This is a genomic window from Pseudocolwellia sp. AS88 (assembly GCF_030551755.1).
GTDB lineage: Bacteria > Pseudomonadota > Gammaproteobacteria > Enterobacterales > Alteromonadaceae > Pseudocolwellia.
The window spans coordinates 13991-32969 of sequence record NZ_JAUPEC010000021.1; the positions used below are offsets into that span (position 1 = coordinate 13991).

15 protein-coding genes are annotated in these 18979 nt (G+C 35.9%); 11 read left to right on the forward strand and 4 right to left on the reverse strand.

The genetic code is table 11. The features are described 5' to 3' along the window. Positions 1 to 2: 2 nt before the first annotated feature. The 8 genes from secY (at position 3) to Q5N69_RS13885 (ending at position 5519) form a co-directional block, all read left to right on the forward strand. On the forward strand, positions 3 to 1328 hold the full coding sequence (gene secY, locus Q5N69_RS13850; protein WP_304369588.1) for a preprotein translocase subunit SecY: 1326 nt from the start codon (positions 3 to 5) through the stop codon (positions 1326 to 1328). A 33-nt stretch (positions 1329 to 1361) separates the two neighbouring features. Continuing rightward, on the forward strand, positions 1362 to 1475 hold the full coding sequence (gene rpmJ / locus Q5N69_RS13855) for a 50S ribosomal protein L36 (RefSeq protein WP_009839384.1): 114 nt from the start codon (positions 1362 to 1364) through the stop codon (positions 1473 to 1475). Between the two features lie 129 nt (positions 1476 to 1604). Continuing rightward, positions 1605 to 1961, forward strand: coding sequence for a 30S ribosomal protein S13 (gene rpsM / locus Q5N69_RS13860; RefSeq protein WP_304369590.1), 357 nt, complete (start codon positions 1605 to 1607; stop codon positions 1959 to 1961). Between the two features lie 13 nt (positions 1962 to 1974). Then, positions 1975 to 2364, forward strand: a complete 390-nt coding sequence (gene rpsK / locus Q5N69_RS13865) for a 30S ribosomal protein S11 (protein WP_076420861.1) — start codon at positions 1975 to 1977, stop codon at positions 2362 to 2364. A 21-nt stretch (positions 2365 to 2385) separates the two neighbouring features. After that, on the forward strand, positions 2386 to 3006 hold the full coding sequence (gene rpsD / locus Q5N69_RS13870) for a 30S ribosomal protein S4 (protein ID WP_304369594.1): 621 nt from the start codon (positions 2386 to 2388) through the stop codon (positions 3004 to 3006). A 24-nt stretch (positions 3007 to 3030) separates the two neighbouring features. Then, positions 3031 to 4020 carry a DNA-directed RNA polymerase subunit alpha gene (gene rpoA / locus Q5N69_RS13875; RefSeq protein WP_304369595.1) on the forward strand — a complete coding sequence of 330 codons (990 nt, stop codon included), beginning with the start codon at positions 3031 to 3033 and terminating at the stop codon, positions 4018 to 4020. A gap of 41 nt (positions 4021 to 4061) precedes the next feature. Then, positions 4062 to 4463, forward strand: coding sequence for a 50S ribosomal protein L17 (rplQ, locus tag Q5N69_RS13880; protein WP_304369596.1), 402 nt, complete (start codon positions 4062 to 4064; stop codon positions 4461 to 4463). Positions 4464 to 4619: 156 nt separating this feature from the next. Next, positions 4620 to 5519: a phosphoribulokinase gene (locus Q5N69_RS13885; RefSeq protein WP_304369597.1), complete on the forward strand. Its 900-nt coding sequence runs from the start codon at positions 4620 to 4622 to the stop codon at positions 5517 to 5519. 432 nt (positions 5520 to 5951) lie between these two features. On the opposite strand, the gene Q5N69_RS13890 is transcribed toward Q5N69_RS13885, so the two are convergent. Next, entirely contained in the window at positions 5952 to 6311 is a 360-nt protein-coding gene (locus Q5N69_RS13890; RefSeq protein WP_304369599.1) for a DUF3802 family protein, read from the reverse strand. Between the two features lie 510 nt (positions 6312 to 6821). On the opposite strand from Q5N69_RS13890, the gene Q5N69_RS13895 reads away from it, so the two are divergent. Continuing rightward, a complete protein-coding gene (locus tag Q5N69_RS13895) occupies positions 6822 to 9824 on the forward strand; it encodes a TonB-dependent receptor (protein WP_304369601.1) in 3003 nt (1000 codons plus the stop codon). Positions 9825 to 10217: 393 nt separating this feature from the next. Here the strand turns inward: Q5N69_RS13895 and Q5N69_RS13900 are convergent, their stop codons facing one another. Beyond that, entirely contained in the window at positions 10218 to 11663 is a 1446-nt protein-coding gene (locus Q5N69_RS13900; RefSeq protein WP_304369602.1) for a tetratricopeptide repeat-containing sulfotransferase family protein, read from the reverse strand. Between the two features lie 974 nt (positions 11664 to 12637). On the opposite strand from Q5N69_RS13900, the gene Q5N69_RS13905 reads away from it, so the two are divergent. Together Q5N69_RS13905 and Q5N69_RS13910 are read left to right on the forward strand one after the other, a co-directional pair. Continuing rightward, complete coding sequence (locus Q5N69_RS13905; RefSeq protein WP_304369603.1) at positions 12638 to 15616, forward strand: TonB-dependent receptor; 2979 nt, start codon at positions 12638 to 12640, stop codon at positions 15614 to 15616. 128 nt (positions 15617 to 15744) lie between these two features. Then, the gene (locus tag Q5N69_RS13910) at positions 15745 to 16284 is read left to right on the forward strand and encodes a hypothetical protein (RefSeq protein ID WP_304369605.1); all 540 of its coding nucleotides are present in this window, start codon (positions 15745 to 15747) and stop codon (positions 16282 to 16284) included. Between the two features lie 59 nt (positions 16285 to 16343). Here the strand turns inward: Q5N69_RS13910 and Q5N69_RS13915 are convergent, their stop codons facing one another. Continuing rightward, entirely contained in the window at positions 16344 to 17153 is an 810-nt protein-coding gene (locus tag Q5N69_RS13915; protein ID WP_304369606.1) for a DUF1338 domain-containing protein, read from the reverse strand. A gap of 267 nt (positions 17154 to 17420) precedes the next feature. Then, positions 17421 to 18893, reverse strand: a complete 1473-nt coding sequence (gene astD / locus Q5N69_RS13920; protein ID WP_304369607.1) for a succinylglutamate-semialdehyde dehydrogenase — start codon at positions 18891 to 18893, stop codon at positions 17421 to 17423. Positions 18894 to 18979: the final 86 nt, after the last annotated feature.

Sequence of the window (18979 nt, forward strand, 5' to 3'; positions counted from 1 at the left end):
CTATGGCTACACCAGGTATGGATAACAAAGCGCAAGGCGGTATGTCTGAGCTTAAACAAAGATTATGGTTTGTATTCGGAGCACTTATTGTATTTCGTCTAGGATCATTTGTGCCAATCCCTGGTATTGACGCCGCTGTATTAGCTCAGTTGTTTGAACAACAACAGGGTACTATCGTAGAGATGTTTAACATGTTCTCCGGTGGTGCTCTGGAGCGTGCCTCTGTATTGGCTCTTGGTATTATGCCGTACATTTCAGCTTCGATAATTATGCAATTGCTTACGGTTATACACCCGGCAATGGCAGAATTAAAGAAAGAAGGTGAAGCTGGACGTCGTAAGATCAGCCAATATACTCGCTACGGTACTTTAGTACTTGCAATTGTACAATCTATAGCAATAGCAAAAAGCTTACCGGGTATGATGCCTGGTTTAGTAATGAATGCAGGAATGGGTTTCTATTTCGCAGCTGTAGTTAGTTTGGTTACCGGCACCATGTTTTTAATGTGGTTAGGTGAGCAGATTACAGAGCGCGGTATTGGAAACGGTATTTCGGTTCTAATATTTGCTGGTATTGTTGCAGGTATGCCATCAGCTGTTGGTCAAACAGCAGAAATGGCGCGTCAAGGTGAATTGCACTTATTAGTATTATTGCTTATTGGTGTTATTGTATTTGCTACTACTTTTTTCGTTGTATTTGTAGAACGTGGTCAACGACGTATTGTTGTTAACTATGCTAAACGTCAGCAAGGCCGTAAGGTTTTCGCTGCACAAAGCACGCATTTACCGTTAAAAGTTAATATGGCAGGTGTAATTCCTCCAATATTTGCTTCAAGTATAATCTTGTTCCCAGGAACACTTGCAAGTTGGTTTGGTCAAGGTGAAGGAATGGTTGCAGACTTCTTACAAGAAGTTTCAATCGCGATGTCTCCAGGGCAACCACTTTATGTAATGTTACTAGCAGCAGCGATTATTTTCTTTTGTTTTTTCTACACGGCTCTTGTTTTCAATCCGCGTGAAACTGCAGATAACTTGAAAAAATCAGGTGCGTTTATTCCAGGGATTCGTCCAGGTGAGCAAACGTCAAAGTATATAGATAAAGTAATGACACGTTTAACCCTAGCAGGCGCGTTGTACATCACATTTATCTGTTTAGTACCTCAGTTTATAATTATCGCTTGGGACGTCAATTTTTACTTTGGCGGAACATCACTACTAATCGTAGTAGTTGTAATTATGGATTTTATGGCCCAAGTGCAAACGCATATGATGTCTCATCAATATGATAATGTACTTAAGAAAGCTAATCTTAAAGGCTATGGCAAGTAAGATTAACTTACGTTTATATAACGGAGTAGTAAGATGAAAGTTCGTGCATCCGTAAAAAAGATCTGCCGTAACTGTAAAGTTGTTAAGCGTGCTGGTGTTGTTCGTGTAATTTGTAGCGAACCAAAACATAAGCAACGTCAAGGCTAAATCTTTAGCAGTAGCATTATGCAGATAACTCTGTATAATGCCGCTTCGATTGCAAAAAAGAGACGGGTTGGGTATCCTAACGGGCTTTCCAACCTGATGTAATTTTAATTTAGAATAGGAGATGTGTTAGTGGCCCGTATCGCTGGCATTAACATCCCTGATCGTAAGCATGCAGTAATCGCCATTACTGCGATCTACGGTATCGGAGCAACTCGCGCAAAGTCAATTTGTGCTGCTACTGGTATTGCAGAAACAACTAAGATCAGTGAATTGGACGAAGCTCAAATTGATTTGCTTCGTGCTGAAGTGGATAAATTCACCGTTGAAGGTGATTTACGCCGTGAAGTTTCAATGAATATTAAACGTCTTATGGATTTAGGTTGCTACCGTGGTATTCGCCATCGTCGCAGTCTTCCTCTACGTGGTCAACGCACTAAAACTAATGCGCGCACACGTAAAGGTCCTCGTAAGCCAATTAAGAAGTAAGAGGAACTAGACAATGGCTAAAACACCTGTACGTACGCGTAAGCGCGTAAAAAAACAAGTTGCTGATGGCATGGCTCATATCCATGCATCTTTCAACAACACAATCGTGACTCTTACAGATCGTCAAGGTAATGCTTTATCTTGGGCGACTGCTGGTGGTTCAGGTTTCCGTGGTTCACGTAAATCTACACCATTTGCTGCACAAGTTGCTGCAGATCGTGCTGGTAAAGCAGCACAAGAGTTTGGTTTGAAGAATATTGAAGTGTTCGTTAAAGGTCCAGGTCCAGGTCGTGAATCTGCTATCCGTGCCTTAAATGCTGCTGGTTTTAAAATCACCAACATTACTGACGTTACACCTATTCCTCATAATGGTTGTCGTCCTCCTAAGAAACGTCGCGTTTAATAGGATAGTTGGAGAAAGAACATGGCTAGATATTTAGGTCCTAAGTTAAAGCTTAGTCGTCGCGAAGGAACAGATTTATTCCTTAAAAGCGGTGTAAGAGCAATTGACACTAAATGTAAATTCGAAATGGTTCCTGGTCAGCATGGTGCACGTAAAGGTCGCCTATCTGATTATGGTATTCAGCTTCGTGAAAAACAAAAAGTTCGTCGTATATACGGTGTACTTGAAAAACAATTCCGCAACTACTATAAAGAAGCGGCACGTCTAAAAGGTAATACTGGTGAAAACTTATTACAGCTTTTAGAAAAACGTTTAGACAATGTTGTATACCGTATGGGTTATGCAAGTACTCGAGCTGAAGCTCGTCAACTTGTAAGCCACAAAGCTATTACAGTAAACGGCGTTGTTGTTAATATTCCATCTTTCACTGTAAAAGCCGAAGATGTAGTTTCTGTACGTGAGAAATCTAAAACTCAAGCGCGTATCATCGCTGCTTTAGAATTAGCTGAACAACGTGAGAAGCCAGTTTGGGTTGAAGTAGATAATAAGAAATTAGAAGGTGTTTTCAAACGCATCCCTGATCGCTCAGATTTATCTGCCGAAATTAATGAACAGTTGATTGTTGAACTTTACTCTAAGTAAAGTTGCACTTTAAGAGAGGACATAATGCAGGGTTCTGTAACCGAATTCCTTAGACCACGATTGGTTGATATTGAAACAGTTAGTCCAACAAGGGCTAAGGTAACTTTAGAGCCATTAGAACGTGGTTTTGGTCACACTTTAGGTAATGCGTTACGCCGCATACTTTTATCTTCTATGCCGGGTTGTGCCGTAACAGAAGTGGAAATCGACGGCGTACTTCATGAGTACAGCAGTAAAGAAGGTGTTCAAGAAGACGTCATTGAAATACTGCTTAACCTTAAAGGACTAGCCATAAGTTTAGAAGGCAAAAATGAAGCCGTTCTTACTTTAACCAAGTCCGGTGAAGGCCCTGTAACGGCTGCTGACATTCAACATGATGGTGATGTAGAAATTGCAAATCCAGATCATGTAATCTGTAATCTTACAGGTGATGGTTCAGTAAATATGCGAATTAAAGTTGAAATGGGTAGAGGATATGTACCTGCGTCAACTCGTCGTGATGCCGAGGAAGAAGATCGTGCTATTGGCCGTTTATTAGTAGACGCGTCTTTTAGCCCAGTTGTAAGAATAGCTTATGATGTTGATTCTGCCCGCGTTGAACAACGCACAGATTTAGACAAGCTAGTTTTAGATATGGAAACTAATGGTACATTAGATCCAGAAGAAGCTATCCGTCGCGCTTCAACAATTTTAGCTGAACAGCTAGATGCGTTTGTAGAATTACGTGATGTGAAAGAAGTAGAGCAGAAAGAAGAGAAACCTCTCTTCGACCCAATCTTACTTCGTCCAGTTGATGATCTAGAGCTAACTGTTCGTTCTGCAAATTGTTTAAAAGCAGAAGCGATTCAATACATTGGTGATTTAGTACAACGAGCTGAAGTTGAGCTTCTTAAAACACCTAATTTAGGTAAGAAGTCATTAACTGAAATTAAAGACGTGTTAGCATCTCGTGGTTTATCTCTAGGCATGCGCTTAGAAAATTGGCCACCTGAAAGCATTGCTGATAACGATTAATTCGATCATTGTTTTTTAATAGTTGAGATAAGGATTAACTTATGCGTCATCGTAAAAGCGGTCGCCAGTTAAACCGTAATAGCAGTCATCGCCAGGCGATGTTCCGCAATATGGCAAGTTCTTTAGTTAAACACGGCGTTATTAAAACGACTGTTGCTAAAGCTAAAGAATTACGTCGCGTTGTTGAGCCACTAATTACATTGGCCAAAACCGACAGTGTAGCAAACCGCCGTTTGGCATTTGCTCGCACACGTGATAAAGAAGTTGTAGGTATTTTATTTAATGAACTTGGTGCTCGTTACCAAGAACGTCCAGGTGGTTACACTCGCATTTTAAAATGTGGTTTCCGTACTGGTGATAAAGCGCCAATGGCTTATGTAGAACTTGTAGATCGCCCAGTAGTTGAAGACGAAGTGATCGAAGAAGTTAGCGCAGAAGCATAATTCAGTAATTGAATTGTTTCTCGTATTAAAAAACGGAGCTTATGCTCCGTTTTTTATTTTTTACATCATTAAAAATTAGAATAAATACCTCCTAGTACTTGACCCGTTAAAGTTTTATTCGTATAACAAATACCCTTCTTATTTTGGATACCATTTATGTCAGCAAGAAACCCTATAATTGCAGTTACTGGTTCATCCGGTGCAGGTACATCTACAACTACAGATTCTTTTGAACATATATTTAGATATTTAGGTATTACGTCCGCTAAAGTTGAAGGTGACAGTTTCCATCGTTACTCAAGACAAGAAATGGATCTCGAGAAGCGTAAAGCTAGTGAAGAAAATAGGAATATTAGTTATTTTGGTGACACTGCAAATGACTTCGATGCATTAGAAAACCTTTTTAAAGATTACTCTGAAACAGGTAAAGGAAAGATGAGAAGGTATTTACATACTTTTGACGAGGCTGTTCCATATAATCAAATGCCTGGTACTTTCACACCTTGGGAAGGTTTGGGTGAGGGAACTGATTTACTCTTCTATGAAGGCCTCCATGGTGGTGTAGTCACAGAAACGAATGATGTTGCACAACACGTAGATCTTCTTATTGGGATGGTACCCATTGTCAATCTTGAATGGATACAGAAAATAGTAAGAGATACCAATAAACGTGGCCATAGTCGTGAAGCCGTAACAGCGAGTATTGTTAAGAGTATGGAAGATTATATCTCATACATTACACCACAGTTCTCACGCACTCATATTAACTTCCAGCGCGTACCAACTGTTGATACTTCTAATCCTTTTAGCGCAAAGGTAATCCCAACGCTTGATGAAAGTTTTGTTGTTATTCGTTTTAGAGAAGGCACTAAAGTCGATTTTCCATATTATTTGAGTATGATAGATGGAGCATTCATGTCACGAGTAAATACCCTTGTAGTGCCTGGCGGTAAAATGGGGTTAGCAATGGAGTTACTTTTAACCCCGTTGATTCAAGAGCTAATGCGTAAAAAAGACGAAGCCAATAAGCAATTAGACTGGATGAGTGATTTATAAATACTTTTTTGAAAGATTAAATTACTATAATAAGTATTTTTTTAGAGTAAAATATTCTAATTACTTCATAAGAGCAGATATAGTCTGGAAGTATCAATCTAATAAAGTAATATATTTCTGCGTGTTAATCTCGTTTCTAACAGTTATTTTATTAATATTGTTATCAATAACAATAAATTTAGAATATATCTGAGGGCTATATAGGCTTTTAAGTATTTCCGACCCATATATCTCCACTTCACCTAATAACATCTGATTTTGATTTTATAAAAACGTTTACAATATGTTGAAACAAACAATCATCTAACCAGGTGAATTTTGTTCGATATAACCTTTCATCATCGATAGTAATTATTTTAGTGTGATTAGTTTTAATATTATCTCGGTATAACAAGCTGTTAACCGAATTCTTTAGGTTTTGAATTGCTATTGCTACACCGTATTTATGGATGTTGTGATTGCTTCATCAAACAAGCTTTTAATTAAAATACAGAATTCTTTAATGAATAGTGTTTGCTCTTCTGTAACCCAATTATCAAGTACGGCAGCAAGTACTTCCTCTAAATCATATAATACAGAATCAACTTCTCGTATTATTGTATTTCGTTCATTAAAATTAAGTTCTTGGTTTTGCTGACAAACATTTATTATTTGACAACTTAGTTCCTCCTCAATCGTTTCTATGATTGTTGAAGTTGTTATATTTTGAGATGAGGTGATATTCTCAAATAAACTTAAATGTTTGGTCAAGTATTCAATTAGATGAATATAACCTTCCTGATCAGTTACCATTTTTTAAAATCTAGTTTATAGTTAATTGTGGTTTAAAATATGTACATTTATGATTTTATATTATCTCTTAAATAGTGCATAAATGATATAGATTGGTTAGTCAATGTATTTTTTATCATGTGTTAAAACGAATAATATAGTTAAAATAGATAAGGTAATGATCTAATGTTATCGTGATAAATCGTACTTTTGTCGTAAAATAATTGAATTTTGGTTTTTTTGTCGGCAAAATGATCGACTATTGCGATTTATGGCATAGTTGTAGATCTCATAAATTTATTTTAAAAGTGTATTCTTATTCAAAATAAAAGAATATTCTTGAAAAATAAATTATCTAAAATATTTGCTAGGACGGTAATTATCATAGGAGACCTTATAAAACTAAGTATGGCTTTACCAGCTATAGCTGGATCAACCTAAACAAAGGTAGACCAGTTGGTCAATATGGTCAGTGATGTGTAGTTCTATTTATAATAATTTAATTCTTAATTAATAAGAGAAAAAATAAACATGAAAAATAATTTATCTAAAACATTTAAAAGATCGGTTACTGCGTTAGCAGTTTCTGTATCGTTAGGTATGGCTTTACCAGCTATTGCTGCCTCTAACACTCAAGGTGGACTTGTTGGACAAGCTGTTACTTCAAGCGGTAACACTATTGGTCAAGCTACTGTAGTTATCAAAAACAAAAACACCGGCCTAACACGTAGTGTAGAAAGTGATTCTGAAGGTAACTACCGTTTTCCTTTATTACCAGCAGGTACTTATGAAGTATCAGCAACTAAAGACGGTTTTGGTTCATCAAATATCAGAACTGTAAAAGTTGTTATTGGTCAAAATGCAAATGTTGACCTTAACGTTAGAAGTAATACAGAAGTAATCGAAGTAACTGGCTCATCTATCGCTATGATTGATGTAACAAGTGCTGAATCTGTGATGTTGATTGATAGTGAAACTATCGATAGATTACCAATTTCAAGAAACCTTACTTCTGTAGCTCTATTAGCTCCAGGTGTTAACCAAGGTGATTCTGCTTTTGAAGGCGATGGAACATTAGCTTCTTTTGCTGGTTCTTCAGTTGGTGAGAATGCATATTACATCAATGGTTTAAACACTACAAACTTCCGTAATGGTTTAGGTGGTTCACAAGTACCATTTGAATTCTACGAGCAATTTGAAGTTAAAAATGGTGGTTACGGCGCTGAATACGGTCGATCTACTGGTGGTGTTGTTACTGCTATCACTAAATCTGGTAGTAACGAAAGTAAATATTCATTTTCAGCGTTCTTTGAACCAGATTCATTAAGAGCTGACAAGCCAAACGTATATAACGATTCTGGTGAATTGATTCAGATTAACGACCAAGATGAAAATGATGAATATGATTTCAACTTTTCAGCATCAGGTGCTTTGATTGAAGATGAGCTATTTTATTACGTATTGTTAAACCCAACAAAAACTGAATCTGCTCTTAATACTTCAACATTAGGTGGTTCTAGTTACTTTGAAAGAGAAACAGAATCATTATTCTGGGGCTTAAATGTAGATTGGTATATTAACGATAACAATATTGTTGAATTAACTGCTTTTAGTGATGAGCGTGAGACTGATCTTGTTACTTCAACTTGGCTTCCAGAAACTAATACTGCGATTAATCCTGCGGCATCTATTGAAAGTCGTGGTGGTTTAAACGTAGCATTAAAGTATACGTCAATCATAACTGATGATTTACAAATTAGTGCTTTAGCTGGTCTTAACCGTTACGACCGTACTGATTCAAGCGAATTTGATGCTGATTGTCCATGGATATATGACTCAAGAGATGGTGGTTTAACTAAATTAGGTTGTTGGGCAACTGCAAATGTTGTTGAAGCTGACGACGAACGAAAAGCATTCCGCGTAGATGTTGATTACTACCTAGGTGACCACTCGTTAAGATTTGGTGTGGATTACGAAGAAAACTCAATAAACAATATTGAACAATATTCTGGTGGTGGTGGGTATTACCGTTATTATACTACTGGCGAAGATGGTGCTTTTGATGGTGCTCTTGTTGAAGGCGATGAATATTACCGTTTAAGAGAACGTACAAATAACGGTTCTTTCGAAACTATCACTAGCGCTATTTATATTGAAGATACATGGCAAGTAACAGATGAAGTTGTGCTTACATTAGGTTTGCGTAATGAAACTTTCGATAATAAAAACATCGATGGTGATTCATTTATTAAAGTATCAAATCAATTAGCTCCACGTTTAGGTGCTGCTTGGGATATTAATGGTGATGGTGAAAGTAAATTATATGCTCATTACGGACATTATTTCTTACCAGTTGCAGCAAACACTAACTTACGTATGGCCGGCGCTGAATTATACACTGAACGTTTCTTCGCTTTAGATGGTTTAGATGCTAATTCACTTCCTACCAATGATAACTTCGCCTCAGTTTCAGGTACTACTGCTGTTCACCCTGATCAATTAGGTGGTACTACTGTATTTAGTAACGGAACTGTAGCTGATACAAAAGAATTAGTTGATTCAACTATTGAACCTATGTTCCAAGAAGAATTAATTATTGGTTATGAAACTATGGTTAATGAAGAATGGACAATTGGTGTTCGTGCTACTTACCGTAACTTAGATACATCTTTAGAAGATATTGCTATCGATAAAGGCTTTAACGATTATTTAGAGAGAGAATTTGGTTCTTCTTGTACTTTGTGTAGTGGTTTCCATTACTATGTATTAACAAACCCAGGTACTGATTTAACCTTTACAACTGACCCTGATGGTGATGGCCCTTTACTTAATCAGGAATATACAATTTCTGCGGAAGATTTAGGCTACCCTGAAGCTGAACGTCAATACGGTTCTGTAGATATTACATTTGACCGTGCATGGGACGGCGTATGGATGTTGAAAGGTTCATACACTTGGTCACATAGCTGGGGTAATACAGAAGGTGCTGTACGTTCAGATAATGGACAAGATGATGCTGGTTTAACAACTAACTTTGACCAACCTGGCTTAACTGATGGCGCTAGTGGTAACTTACCTAACGATAGAAGACATCAAGTTAAAGTATTTGGTGGTTACCAAGTTACTGAGAACTTCTTAGTAGGTGCAAACTTTGTATGGCAATCAGGTCGTCCTAAAAATGCATTTGGTTACCATCCTACAGATGATTTCGCACAGTTATACGGTAGTGAGTCATTCTTCAAAAATGGAGAGTTAATTCCACGTGGGTCTTTAGGTAATTTACCTAGTTACTGGAGTATGGATGTTAATGCTAAGTACTTTACTGAAATCAATGGAGCTGATGTAACTTTTGCATTAGATATCTTTAACTTATTTAATAACGATACTGTTAGACAAGTTTATGAAATTGCAGATTCAGAAGATACGGGCAGCTTTGCTGGTGTTGGCGTTCATCCTGCTGATGAATACTACGGTTATGCAGACAACCACCAAACACCACGTTATGTGCGTTTAAGTGCATCTCTACGTTTCTAATATTATTTAGTTAATATTACTAACCAAGTAATGCCGTTCACTTTGTTGTGAACGGCATTTTTTATGCCTAGGATATTATCCTAGCTCTTATACTTTATTGAAAAGTCAGATTCTAAGAAGTTGTTGGATTATTCTAAATAGATGTATTCGAAATCTAATCGGTAAATTCAATTAGATATATTTAATTTAAATATAACTGGAAGTTTGCTTAAAAAAGCAAGAGAAAGGTAAAATTGGTGAATACAGATATGTAACAATCTGATTTATATTTAAAGAGGGTAATAAGGCTCTGAATCTCTAGAGAACCTTATAAATAAAATAATTAAGTATTGATCAAACCTTATTTTTTCAAGAAATTTTTATTTTCTATGAAATTTAAAGCAAGCTAAGCTATCACTTTCGGTTTAACAACAATTCATAACGATTAGTAAAGGCTTTGAGTTTTTCAGTGATAGGTTTGGCGCTGTTCACCGAATTTGTATTGATAGGACTTCTTGCTTGTTTCACGCTAGATGTTTGTATTAAGCTATTTTTCTTGTAAAAAGATAACATATCATTTTCAAAAGTTAATCCTATATAGTTTAAGCATTTTGTTAATGTTTCTGTCGGATTATTAACAAGTTCTTCGTATGAAATCTCAAGGATCCTGTCAGTTAAAATATTTGACCAATGCTCTGATAATCTATTTTCATGATAAAAGTATTCAGCGATATTTTCTAAATCGTAACTCCAAGCTATTCCTTGATTGAAAAAGGCTCTATAACAAGACCACGCTGTATCTTTAGCATCTCTGACAATTCTGATGATAGGAGCATTAGGAAATGATTTCGTGATGACACCTAAGTGATGATTTAAGTCTAATGATTTATCAATACACGGTAATACAGAGTCAATCTGTTGCTCTAAATAATAAAAATAATCAGTTCTGAACCTATCAAATAGGCTTTTTTGTTCTTCATTATCTAAGTTATTTACATTGTTTATATGTGCTTGTCCAACTTCTGACGTAGGGTAAGTTAAACATTTTAATTCTCCTCCTTCATTTAACTTACTATGTGCACTAAGCATTTGTTGAAGTAAAGTTGTTCCACTGCGAGGAAGTCCAATTATAAATATAGGATCTGTTTTATCGCTTAGTTCTGTCGCTATTATATTTTCAATAAATTGTGTATTTTGGTTTTCTATTATTTCATCAACAAATTTGCGATGTTGACTGGGAATATATTGAGTATTTCTCATTAACTGATTAGCTTTTTTGAAGTATGAAAAAGCTAATTTCTTGTCGTCTATGTCTAAACATGCTTTTCCTAATGCAAACCAATAGGGAGCAACTTGAGTTTGAGTATTTTGAATTGCACTTAATTTCTCAAATAATGGATCTTGTTCATCAAAGTGATAGATTGCAGAAAGTGTTAACCATGAAATACCTGAATCTGGATTTTTTTCTAAAAGTTCAATAAGATATTTTTTAGCTAATTTAACTTCGCCAACTTGTGTATAAACAGTTCCCAAAAAATGCAGAACTTCTGGTGTTCGGTTGGTTTCTAATAGAGGTAATACCATATTGATGGCTGCATCTACTTGTCTTATTTCTGCTAAGATAGCAGCACATTGAACAATTCGTCGTGGATCATCTGGAGCAAGTTCTAGAAATTTTTGGCTAGCAGCTTTTGCTTGTTCAAGTTCACCTATTGTAACCGCTAGGCGAGTTATAGCTCCCCATTTTTCTTTAAGATCAGCGTTACAATCTAAAAGGGATTGAATTTTTTCTGCAGCGCTTTTATGGTTTCTAGTTTGTACGTCTTTTACAACGCTATTTCCAATTTCAGTAATATTCAAAGCTTATCCTTTAATAAATTTGTTCATGCTAGATTACTATATCTATATCTATAGCATATAGTAATTCTTAGCACCTACGTCATTAGTTTATTATTCTGCATTAGTACTTTCAAAGGTTTTATCTGAAGATAATAATAGTGATAACCTTCACCATGTTTAGTTATAACATCAATAACTTCTGTTCTTATTTTATAGTCTTTTCTTTTCTCTGGAGTTTCTTTAAAAATACTCATTACATCTAGTTGCGAAAGTTACCTTAGGAAGCTATTACTTTTTCTAATAGAAGTTATGGCTAATTTTCCACTATTTTTATCTATTAAAAGTATATGCATCGACTTAAAGTAACCTATGAATATTTAGTTAATCACTTGATTATTTTTATATAGTTTAGTTTTAACCTAGATAGTATTCAGACATGATCGTTTCATCAAAATAAGTGTATATTTATTAAAGAATTCAATTAAGTAAATATAAATTTGCTAGTTAGCAATTATTCTTAAAATCTAGTCTATAGTTAATGTGATGTAAAAATATTGTATTTAGCTTGTTGTATTATGTCTTAAATGCGCTGTAAAGATATTAGTTACTAAGTCAATGTGCTTTTAACAGCAGTAGGCACTATAAATCTAGTTAAGATAGTTTAGGTGATGTTCTGATAATTAGCTGTATTCTTATTGTAGACTATTGAATTTTAATTCTTTTGTCGAAAAAAATACAGGGCTAATGGGCTTTAGATAAAGATAATAAAAGATAAACTTTTAAAGATTATTACGATTTAATTAAAGTAGTAAGTTTGTAAATGATTTATCTAAAAATATTGATTAAGCTCATCTCTATTATTGCAGACCTTATATTATTAAGTATGGCCATACCAGCCATAACTGGAACTCTTAAAATAAAGACGACTAGTTGGTTAATCTGATGCGTAGTTCTATTTTTAATAATTTAAATTTTATTTAAAAAGAGAAATAAACATGAAAAACAACTTATCTAAAACATTTCAAAGATCGTTAATAGCATTAGCTATCTCAACGACAGTAGTTATACCTAATACAGTAGCATTTGCCGCAGAATCTTCAGAGAGTCAAGCTGAACAAGAAGTTGAAAGAATTTCAGTAACAGGTAGTCGTATTCGACGTCCTGGTGCTGTTTCAACGAGTCCTATTTTTTCAATGGATATTGAGGAACTTAGTTATTTGCAAGAACCTGAAGTTGAAAGAATTTTAAAAGTATTACCAAGTACAATTCCTGGTGATGGAGCAAATGTAAATAATGGTAGTGCTGGTGCGGCTACTGTTAACTTACGTGGTTTAGGAACTCAACGTACATTGATCTTAATGGATGGTCGCCGTATGACACCATTCAACTACAATGGTGAAGTTGATACTTCAGCAATACCAACGGCTTTATTAGAAGGTGTTGATGTTGTAACTGGTGGTGCATCTGCAGTTTATGGTTCTGATGCTATTTCTGGTGCTATTAATTTCAGAATGAAAAAAGATTTTGAAGGTGTCGAGTTACAATACAATCATGCAGTTACTGGTGATAACGATGGCGATAAAGATAATTTATCTTTAACCATTGGTTCAAACACTGCTGATGGTAAAGGTAATGTAGCTGTGTCTGTTAGCTGGATGAATCGCGATCAAGTTCTTTTAGGCGACAGACCACTAGGTTTATTAGGTATTGATAGTGAGTCAGGTGCGGGTTTAGCTGAATTTAATGCGGGTTTACCACCTGTTGAAGCCGCTGCCGGTTGTGATGCACCTAATGTAGTTGATTTTGTTGAAGGTAGTGGTTCAACTACTTCTATCCCAACAAGGTTTGCTCTTACTGGTTATGCTCCTGCTGATGGGCAATTCCGAAATGATGGTACAATTGGAACAGACTGTAGTCGTTTTAATTTTAACCCGACTAACTTCTATCAAACTCCTGCTAAACGTTATTCTGCAACAGCTATTGCTCATTATGAAATTAATGACCATGCAGATGTATACACCACTGTTAATTACAATCATATCTCGGTAGTACAACAAGTAGCTCCATCAGGTACTTTTGGTGCGACATTTGATTTACCTTTAGCCAATCCTTTTATCGGTGATCAAGCTCGCCAATATATGATCGATGCAGGTAATGATGCTTTGGCTGCCGGTTTATTGAATACTCCGGGTTTAACTAATTGGAGAGACGAAAATAATAACGGTGTCGTTGATGAAGCTGATTATTTGAATGTTCAATTACGTCGACGAACTGTTGAGTTAGGTCCTCGTACTGAAGAGTTTTCGACAGACCAATTTTCGATTTTAGCAGGTGTCAGAGGTGAGATAGCTGGAGACTGGATGTATGATGCTTCTTATCAATATGGTGAAACAAACCGTGTAACAACACGTGGTGGTTATACCAATTTAACAAATATCCAAAATGCATTAGATTCAACTGATGGTGTAAATTGTGCAAATGGTGTTTCATCATGTGTTCCAATCAATTTATTTGGTGGCTTAGGCACAATAACACCTGAGATGGCGGCTTATTCAACAGCTATTGCGCTTCAAACTCAGAAATATAGCCAAGAGATCTTACTCATCACCGCAAATGGTCCTATTGAGCAAATTAAGTCTCCATGGTCAGAAGAAGAGCTTTCAATTAGTGTTGGTTATGAACACCGAACTGAAAAAGGCTCATTAACACCTGATGAATGTTTAAAAGAAGCTCCAGCAAGTTGTCAAGGTGGTGCTGGCGGTAACTTACTTGCTATTGATGGTGGTTTTTCTTCAGAAGAAATTTTCATTGAAGGTATTTTACCTGTATTAGAAGATGTCGCATTTGCTGAACGAGTTGATTTGGAATTTGGTTACCGTGGCGCAGATTATAGTTCAGTAGGTTCTGTTGATACATGGAAGTTAGGTGCTACTTGGCAACCAATGGACAACCTATTAGTTCGAGTAATGCAACAATCCGCAACACGAGCTCCAAACGTTGGAGAATTATCTTCTCCAGTAGTTACAGGCTTAGATAATGCGACATTGGATCCATGTTCAATTGCTAACGCTGGGAATATTGATGCAACGTTAAATCAACTTTGTCTATCTACTGGGATGGTTCAAGCACAAGTTGGTACTGTTCAAGATATTATATCTGGACAAATAAATACTTTTGATGGAAGTGACCCTACAAATGCTCCTGGTGCAGAAGAAGCTGATACATTTACAGCTGGTTTCGTTTATTCAGCAGATTTCTTAGACAACTTTGTAATTACTGTAGATTATTATGATATTGAAGTTGAAAACTATATTGGAGAATTTTCTCCTCAAGAAGTTTTAGATGGATGTTACATAGGCGGAGATAGCGTTGCTTGTTCAAAAATTCAACGTATTGGTGGGGCTTTAACTCTATCAGGAGCTGGTGTTGAATTGTTTACAACTAACTTGAAGTCTCGTCAAGCTGAAGGTGTAGAGGTTAATGTTGATTTTAGTTATGATTTAGGTGATATGGGAGAGCTAACATTTAATGCTAATGTAAACAAATATTTAACTCATAAGCAGCAAAGTTCTGACCAGTCTGAAGTTATTGATTGTAAAGGTAGATTTGGTACTACTTGCAGTCCTACTTCTGATGTACGTTGGGTTCAACGCACCACTTGGAGCTTGGATGATTTAACAATATCAGCACAATGGCGCCATATGAGTTCAATCGATATTCAAACTGATCAAATAGCTAATACATTTGAGCAATTCAGAAAAATTGAAAGTTATGATTATGTAGATCTATTTGCTAGTTATCATTTTGGCGACCACACTAAGTTTACATTTGGTATCGATAATATCTTTGAAAAAGATGCTCCTGTAGTAGGTGGTGAAGTAGGTAGTACCTCTTATAATAGTGGTAACACTTTCCCAAGTACATATGACAACCTAGGGCGTATGTACAAAGTTGGCGTTAAGCTTACTTTCTAATTGTTAGACTAGTAAAATATTAATTTAATGATTAATGCCGTTCTGTAAATGAACGGCATATTTATTTGTTTAAAGGATATTATTAAAAATAGATGTCTGAAATTACTAAAATTATTAAAAGGAAAAGTATGAAACTAATATTCCGGTCGTGTTTTTTTATCATAATTCTATTTGCCACAAATTCACAAGCAACAACATTAAATAATTCATTTCGAGAATGTGCGAAAATTGATAAAGATTTAACTCGACTACATTGCTTTGACCAACTAGCAAAATCATTTATTACGCCATCTGAAAATACCGATATACAAAGTATTGAAGTAGAGAAACCCCCTGTGTTAATTCAGAAGGAAAATCCAGTAATAAGTTCGATACAAGATAATGAAAAAAAACAGTTCATAGATAACTTTGGTTCAAGTCATTTGAAAAAAGACACTGTAAATGATGAAGAAAAATCAATGATTCTTACTGTTGCAGGTGTTAAAAAAAATACAGATAAAAAACTTTATTTTACATTTGAGAATGGTCAAACTTGGAAACAAATGGATAATGTTCGCTTCAAAATAAAAGCAGGCGAAAAAGCAAAGCTCAAAGAAGGTGCACTAGGTGCGGTATATTTGAAAAAGCTGGGGAATAATCGCAGTATTCGGGTTAAGAGGGTTAATTGATTTTGTATATTAAAGCTGATTTATGAGGTGTATGAATCATACACCTCATAATATTTAGTTTAACTAGCATTTGTACTTTCAAAAATTTTATCAGCAGAAGCGGCTACAAAGCCTGTGTATAGCTCACCATTTGCTAAAGGATATCTTTTAGCAAACTCGTAAAAACAGCTTGGAATTAATACTGTTTGATCTGTAAAGGCAACTTCAGCTTTATCAGCAATAGTTGACGATTGCTCAAGCATGACCGTTTTATCGCCTTTAATTTCTCCTCCAGATGTATTTAAAGAAAATCCGCCATTCTTCACCGCAGTGTTTACGCTTTCAATATCGTCAAAATTTTCTAGGTGGTTAATGCTTACAGTGAAGTGATTAGCTCTGTAACCCCATGCAGCCATCCATGCAGCATATTCACTTTCGGCTAATAATGTTTGATAGTCAGCATAGCTTACTTGCCAATGAGTACCTGAATACAAGAAACTACTGTTGTTTGTTGCGTTTGCATCTACAGCATCTACCATTTTTTCAATAATATCTTGTATAGGTTGTGGAAATTTCTCAACTAACAATTCACTTATAAATACTTTAGGTAACGTGCTATCGCTATGTTCGAAATGTTTGGCGTAAAGTTTTTTTGCTTCGAAGTGATATTCACCACATTCTTTGTAACCTAAAGCGATCAAGTGGTCTGCTAGCTTATTCATATTAACTTTTGCTATGTTAAAGGTTCTGTAAGCCACATGGTCGTTAATTAAATCATCTCCTGTCGATAACAGGTCATGAATTTTTAAAGCCGAAGGTGTTACTTCTAGGTAGTTATTCCAAATATGGTTAAATAATTCTTTTACTGCTGAAGTGTTTTGCTGAGTCATGGTTGTTCTCCTAAAATACGTTATAACAATTTAATAGTTAGATTGGTGGCGTTATAAGCACATTTTATGCAGTTGTTTAGACAAACAGTGGTGCAATTGGTTTTTAATTACTTATGTAATTAATAATAGATAGGTGTGTTTAATTCGCCAGAAAGAAACCGGCTAAAGTTGGTCGATACTCTTGAAAAAGCCGGGACGTATCCCAGCTAGTTTCATTGGATTGTTTGCTTTTGTTACATTCATTATGCGTAAAAGTGTTAACAATGTTTATTTAATTGTAATACCAGGGCTTAATGTCGCAGGTAAAGCTACTTTTTCTGCTTCAACAGAAGCTACAGGGTAAGAACAGTAGTCAGCAGCATAGTAAGCACTCGCTCTATGATTACCGCTGGCGCCAATACCACCAAATGGGGCAGCACTACTTGCGCCTGTTAATGGTTTGTTCCAGTTTACTATACCAGCACGAATTCTACGGAAGAAGTGTTGATAAGTTGCTTCGTCATCAGACAATAAACCTGCGGATAAACCAAATGATGTATTGTTTGCCTCATCAATCGCTTTATCTAGATCTGAGTATCTATAAACCTTAAGTAAAGGTCCAAAATGTTCATCGTCAGGCATGTCTTCAATATTAGTAACATCAATAATACCAGGAGAGATAAAACCAGTACCTGCTTCAAGGTGCTTCATTAATAATAAAGACTCACCGCCTAAACCAAGTAATTGCGCTTGCGCTGCAACTAAGCCTAAAGCTGCTTTTTCAGAAATCATTGAACCGATGAATGGTTGTTCTTCGTCATCAAAATAACCAATCTTAATCGCTTCAGTTGATGCAATCAGTTTTTCTAAAATAGCATCGCCTGCTGCATTGCTTTCAATGAATAGACGTCGTGAACATGTACAACGTTGTCCCGTTGTTACAAAAGCCGATTGAATAATATCGTGAACAACAGCATCTACATCAGCAACATCTTTAACGATAAGCGGGTTATTACCACCCATTTCTAAAGCTAGAATTTTACCTGGCTGACCACCAAATTGTTCATGCAATAATTGACCTGTTGTTGAGCTACCTGTAAAAAATAGACCATCAATTTGAGGGTGACTAGCCAAGGCTTTGCCTGTTTCAACTTCACCTTGAACTAAATTGATTACACCATTAGGTAAACCTGCTTGTAACCAAATTTTTAATGTTTCTTCCGCAACTTTTGGTGTTAATTCACTTGGCTTAAATACAACGGTATTACCTGCAATTAATGCTGGAACAATATGCCCATTAGGTAAATGACCAGGGAAATTGTAAGGACCAAATATAGCAACAACACCATGAGGCTTATGACGTACAAATGCTTTTGCGCCAGGCATAGGGTTTTCAACTGTACCTGTTCTTTCATTGTACGCTTTGATTGAAATGTTGATTTTGCCAACCATAGCACCAACTTCAGTACGCGTTTCCCAAAGTGGTTTGCCTGTTTCTAAAGCAATGGTGTAGGCTAAGCTTTCTTTGTTTTCTGCTAATAATTCAGCAAACTTAGTCACGATAACAATGCGAGCATCAACGGTTAAGTCTGCCCATTTTTCAAAAGCAGCACGCGCGCTTAATACCGCTTCGTTTACTTGGCTTTGAGAAGCTGATTTACCTTGCCAAATAAGTTCATTTTTCGCAGGGTTTAATGATGTAACATCATGACCAAGACCTTCCTGCCATTTACCATCGATTAATTGTATTGCTTGCGACATGCTGTTTCCTTATTACCTAAAAAACGGGTAAGAGTTATTTTGTTAAATGATTATCGTGTAATAAGTTTTACGTTATTACTGTTTAG

Bases quoted from the DNA above. Each gene is read 5' to 3' on its own strand.
- secY (WP_304369588.1), top strand. From the start codon at position 3: ATGGCTACACCAGGTATGGATAACAAAGCGCAAGGCGGTATGTCTGAG.
- rpmJ (WP_009839384.1), top strand. From the start codon at position 1,362: ATGAAAGTTCGTGCATCCGTAAAAAAGATCTGCCGTAACTGTAAAGTT.
- rpsK (WP_076420861.1), top strand. From the start codon at position 1,975: ATGGCTAAAACACCTGTACGTACGCGTAAGCGCGTAAAAAAACAAGTT.
- rpsD (WP_304369594.1), top strand. From the start codon at position 2,386: ATGGCTAGATATTTAGGTCCTAAGTTAAAGCTTAGTCGTCGCGAAGGA.
- rpoA (WP_304369595.1), top strand. From the start codon at position 3,031: ATGCAGGGTTCTGTAACCGAATTCCTTAGACCACGATTGGTTGATATT.
- rplQ (WP_304369596.1), top strand. From the start codon at position 4,062: ATGCGTCATCGTAAAAGCGGTCGCCAGTTAAACCGTAATAGCAGTCAT.
- Q5N69_RS13885 (WP_304369597.1), top strand. From the start codon at position 4,620: ATGTCAGCAAGAAACCCTATAATTGCAGTTACTGGTTCATCCGGTGCA.
- Q5N69_RS13890 (WP_304369599.1), bottom strand. From the start codon at position 6,311: ATGGTAACTGATCAGGAAGGTTATATTCATCTAATTGAATACTTGACC.
- Q5N69_RS13895 (WP_304369601.1), top strand. From the start codon at position 6,822: ATGAAAAATAATTTATCTAAAACATTTAAAAGATCGGTTACTGCGTTA.
- Q5N69_RS13905 (WP_304369603.1), top strand. From the start codon at position 12,638: ATGAAAAACAACTTATCTAAAACATTTCAAAGATCGTTAATAGCATTA.
- Q5N69_RS13910 (WP_304369605.1), top strand. From the start codon at position 15,745: ATGAAACTAATATTCCGGTCGTGTTTTTTTATCATAATTCTATTTGCC.
- Q5N69_RS13915 (WP_304369606.1), bottom strand. From the start codon at position 17,153: ATGACTCAGCAAAACACTTCAGCAGTAAAAGAATTATTTAACCATATT.
- astD (WP_304369607.1), bottom strand. From the start codon at position 18,893: ATGTCGCAAGCAATACAATTAATCGATGGTAAATGGCAGGAAGGTCTT.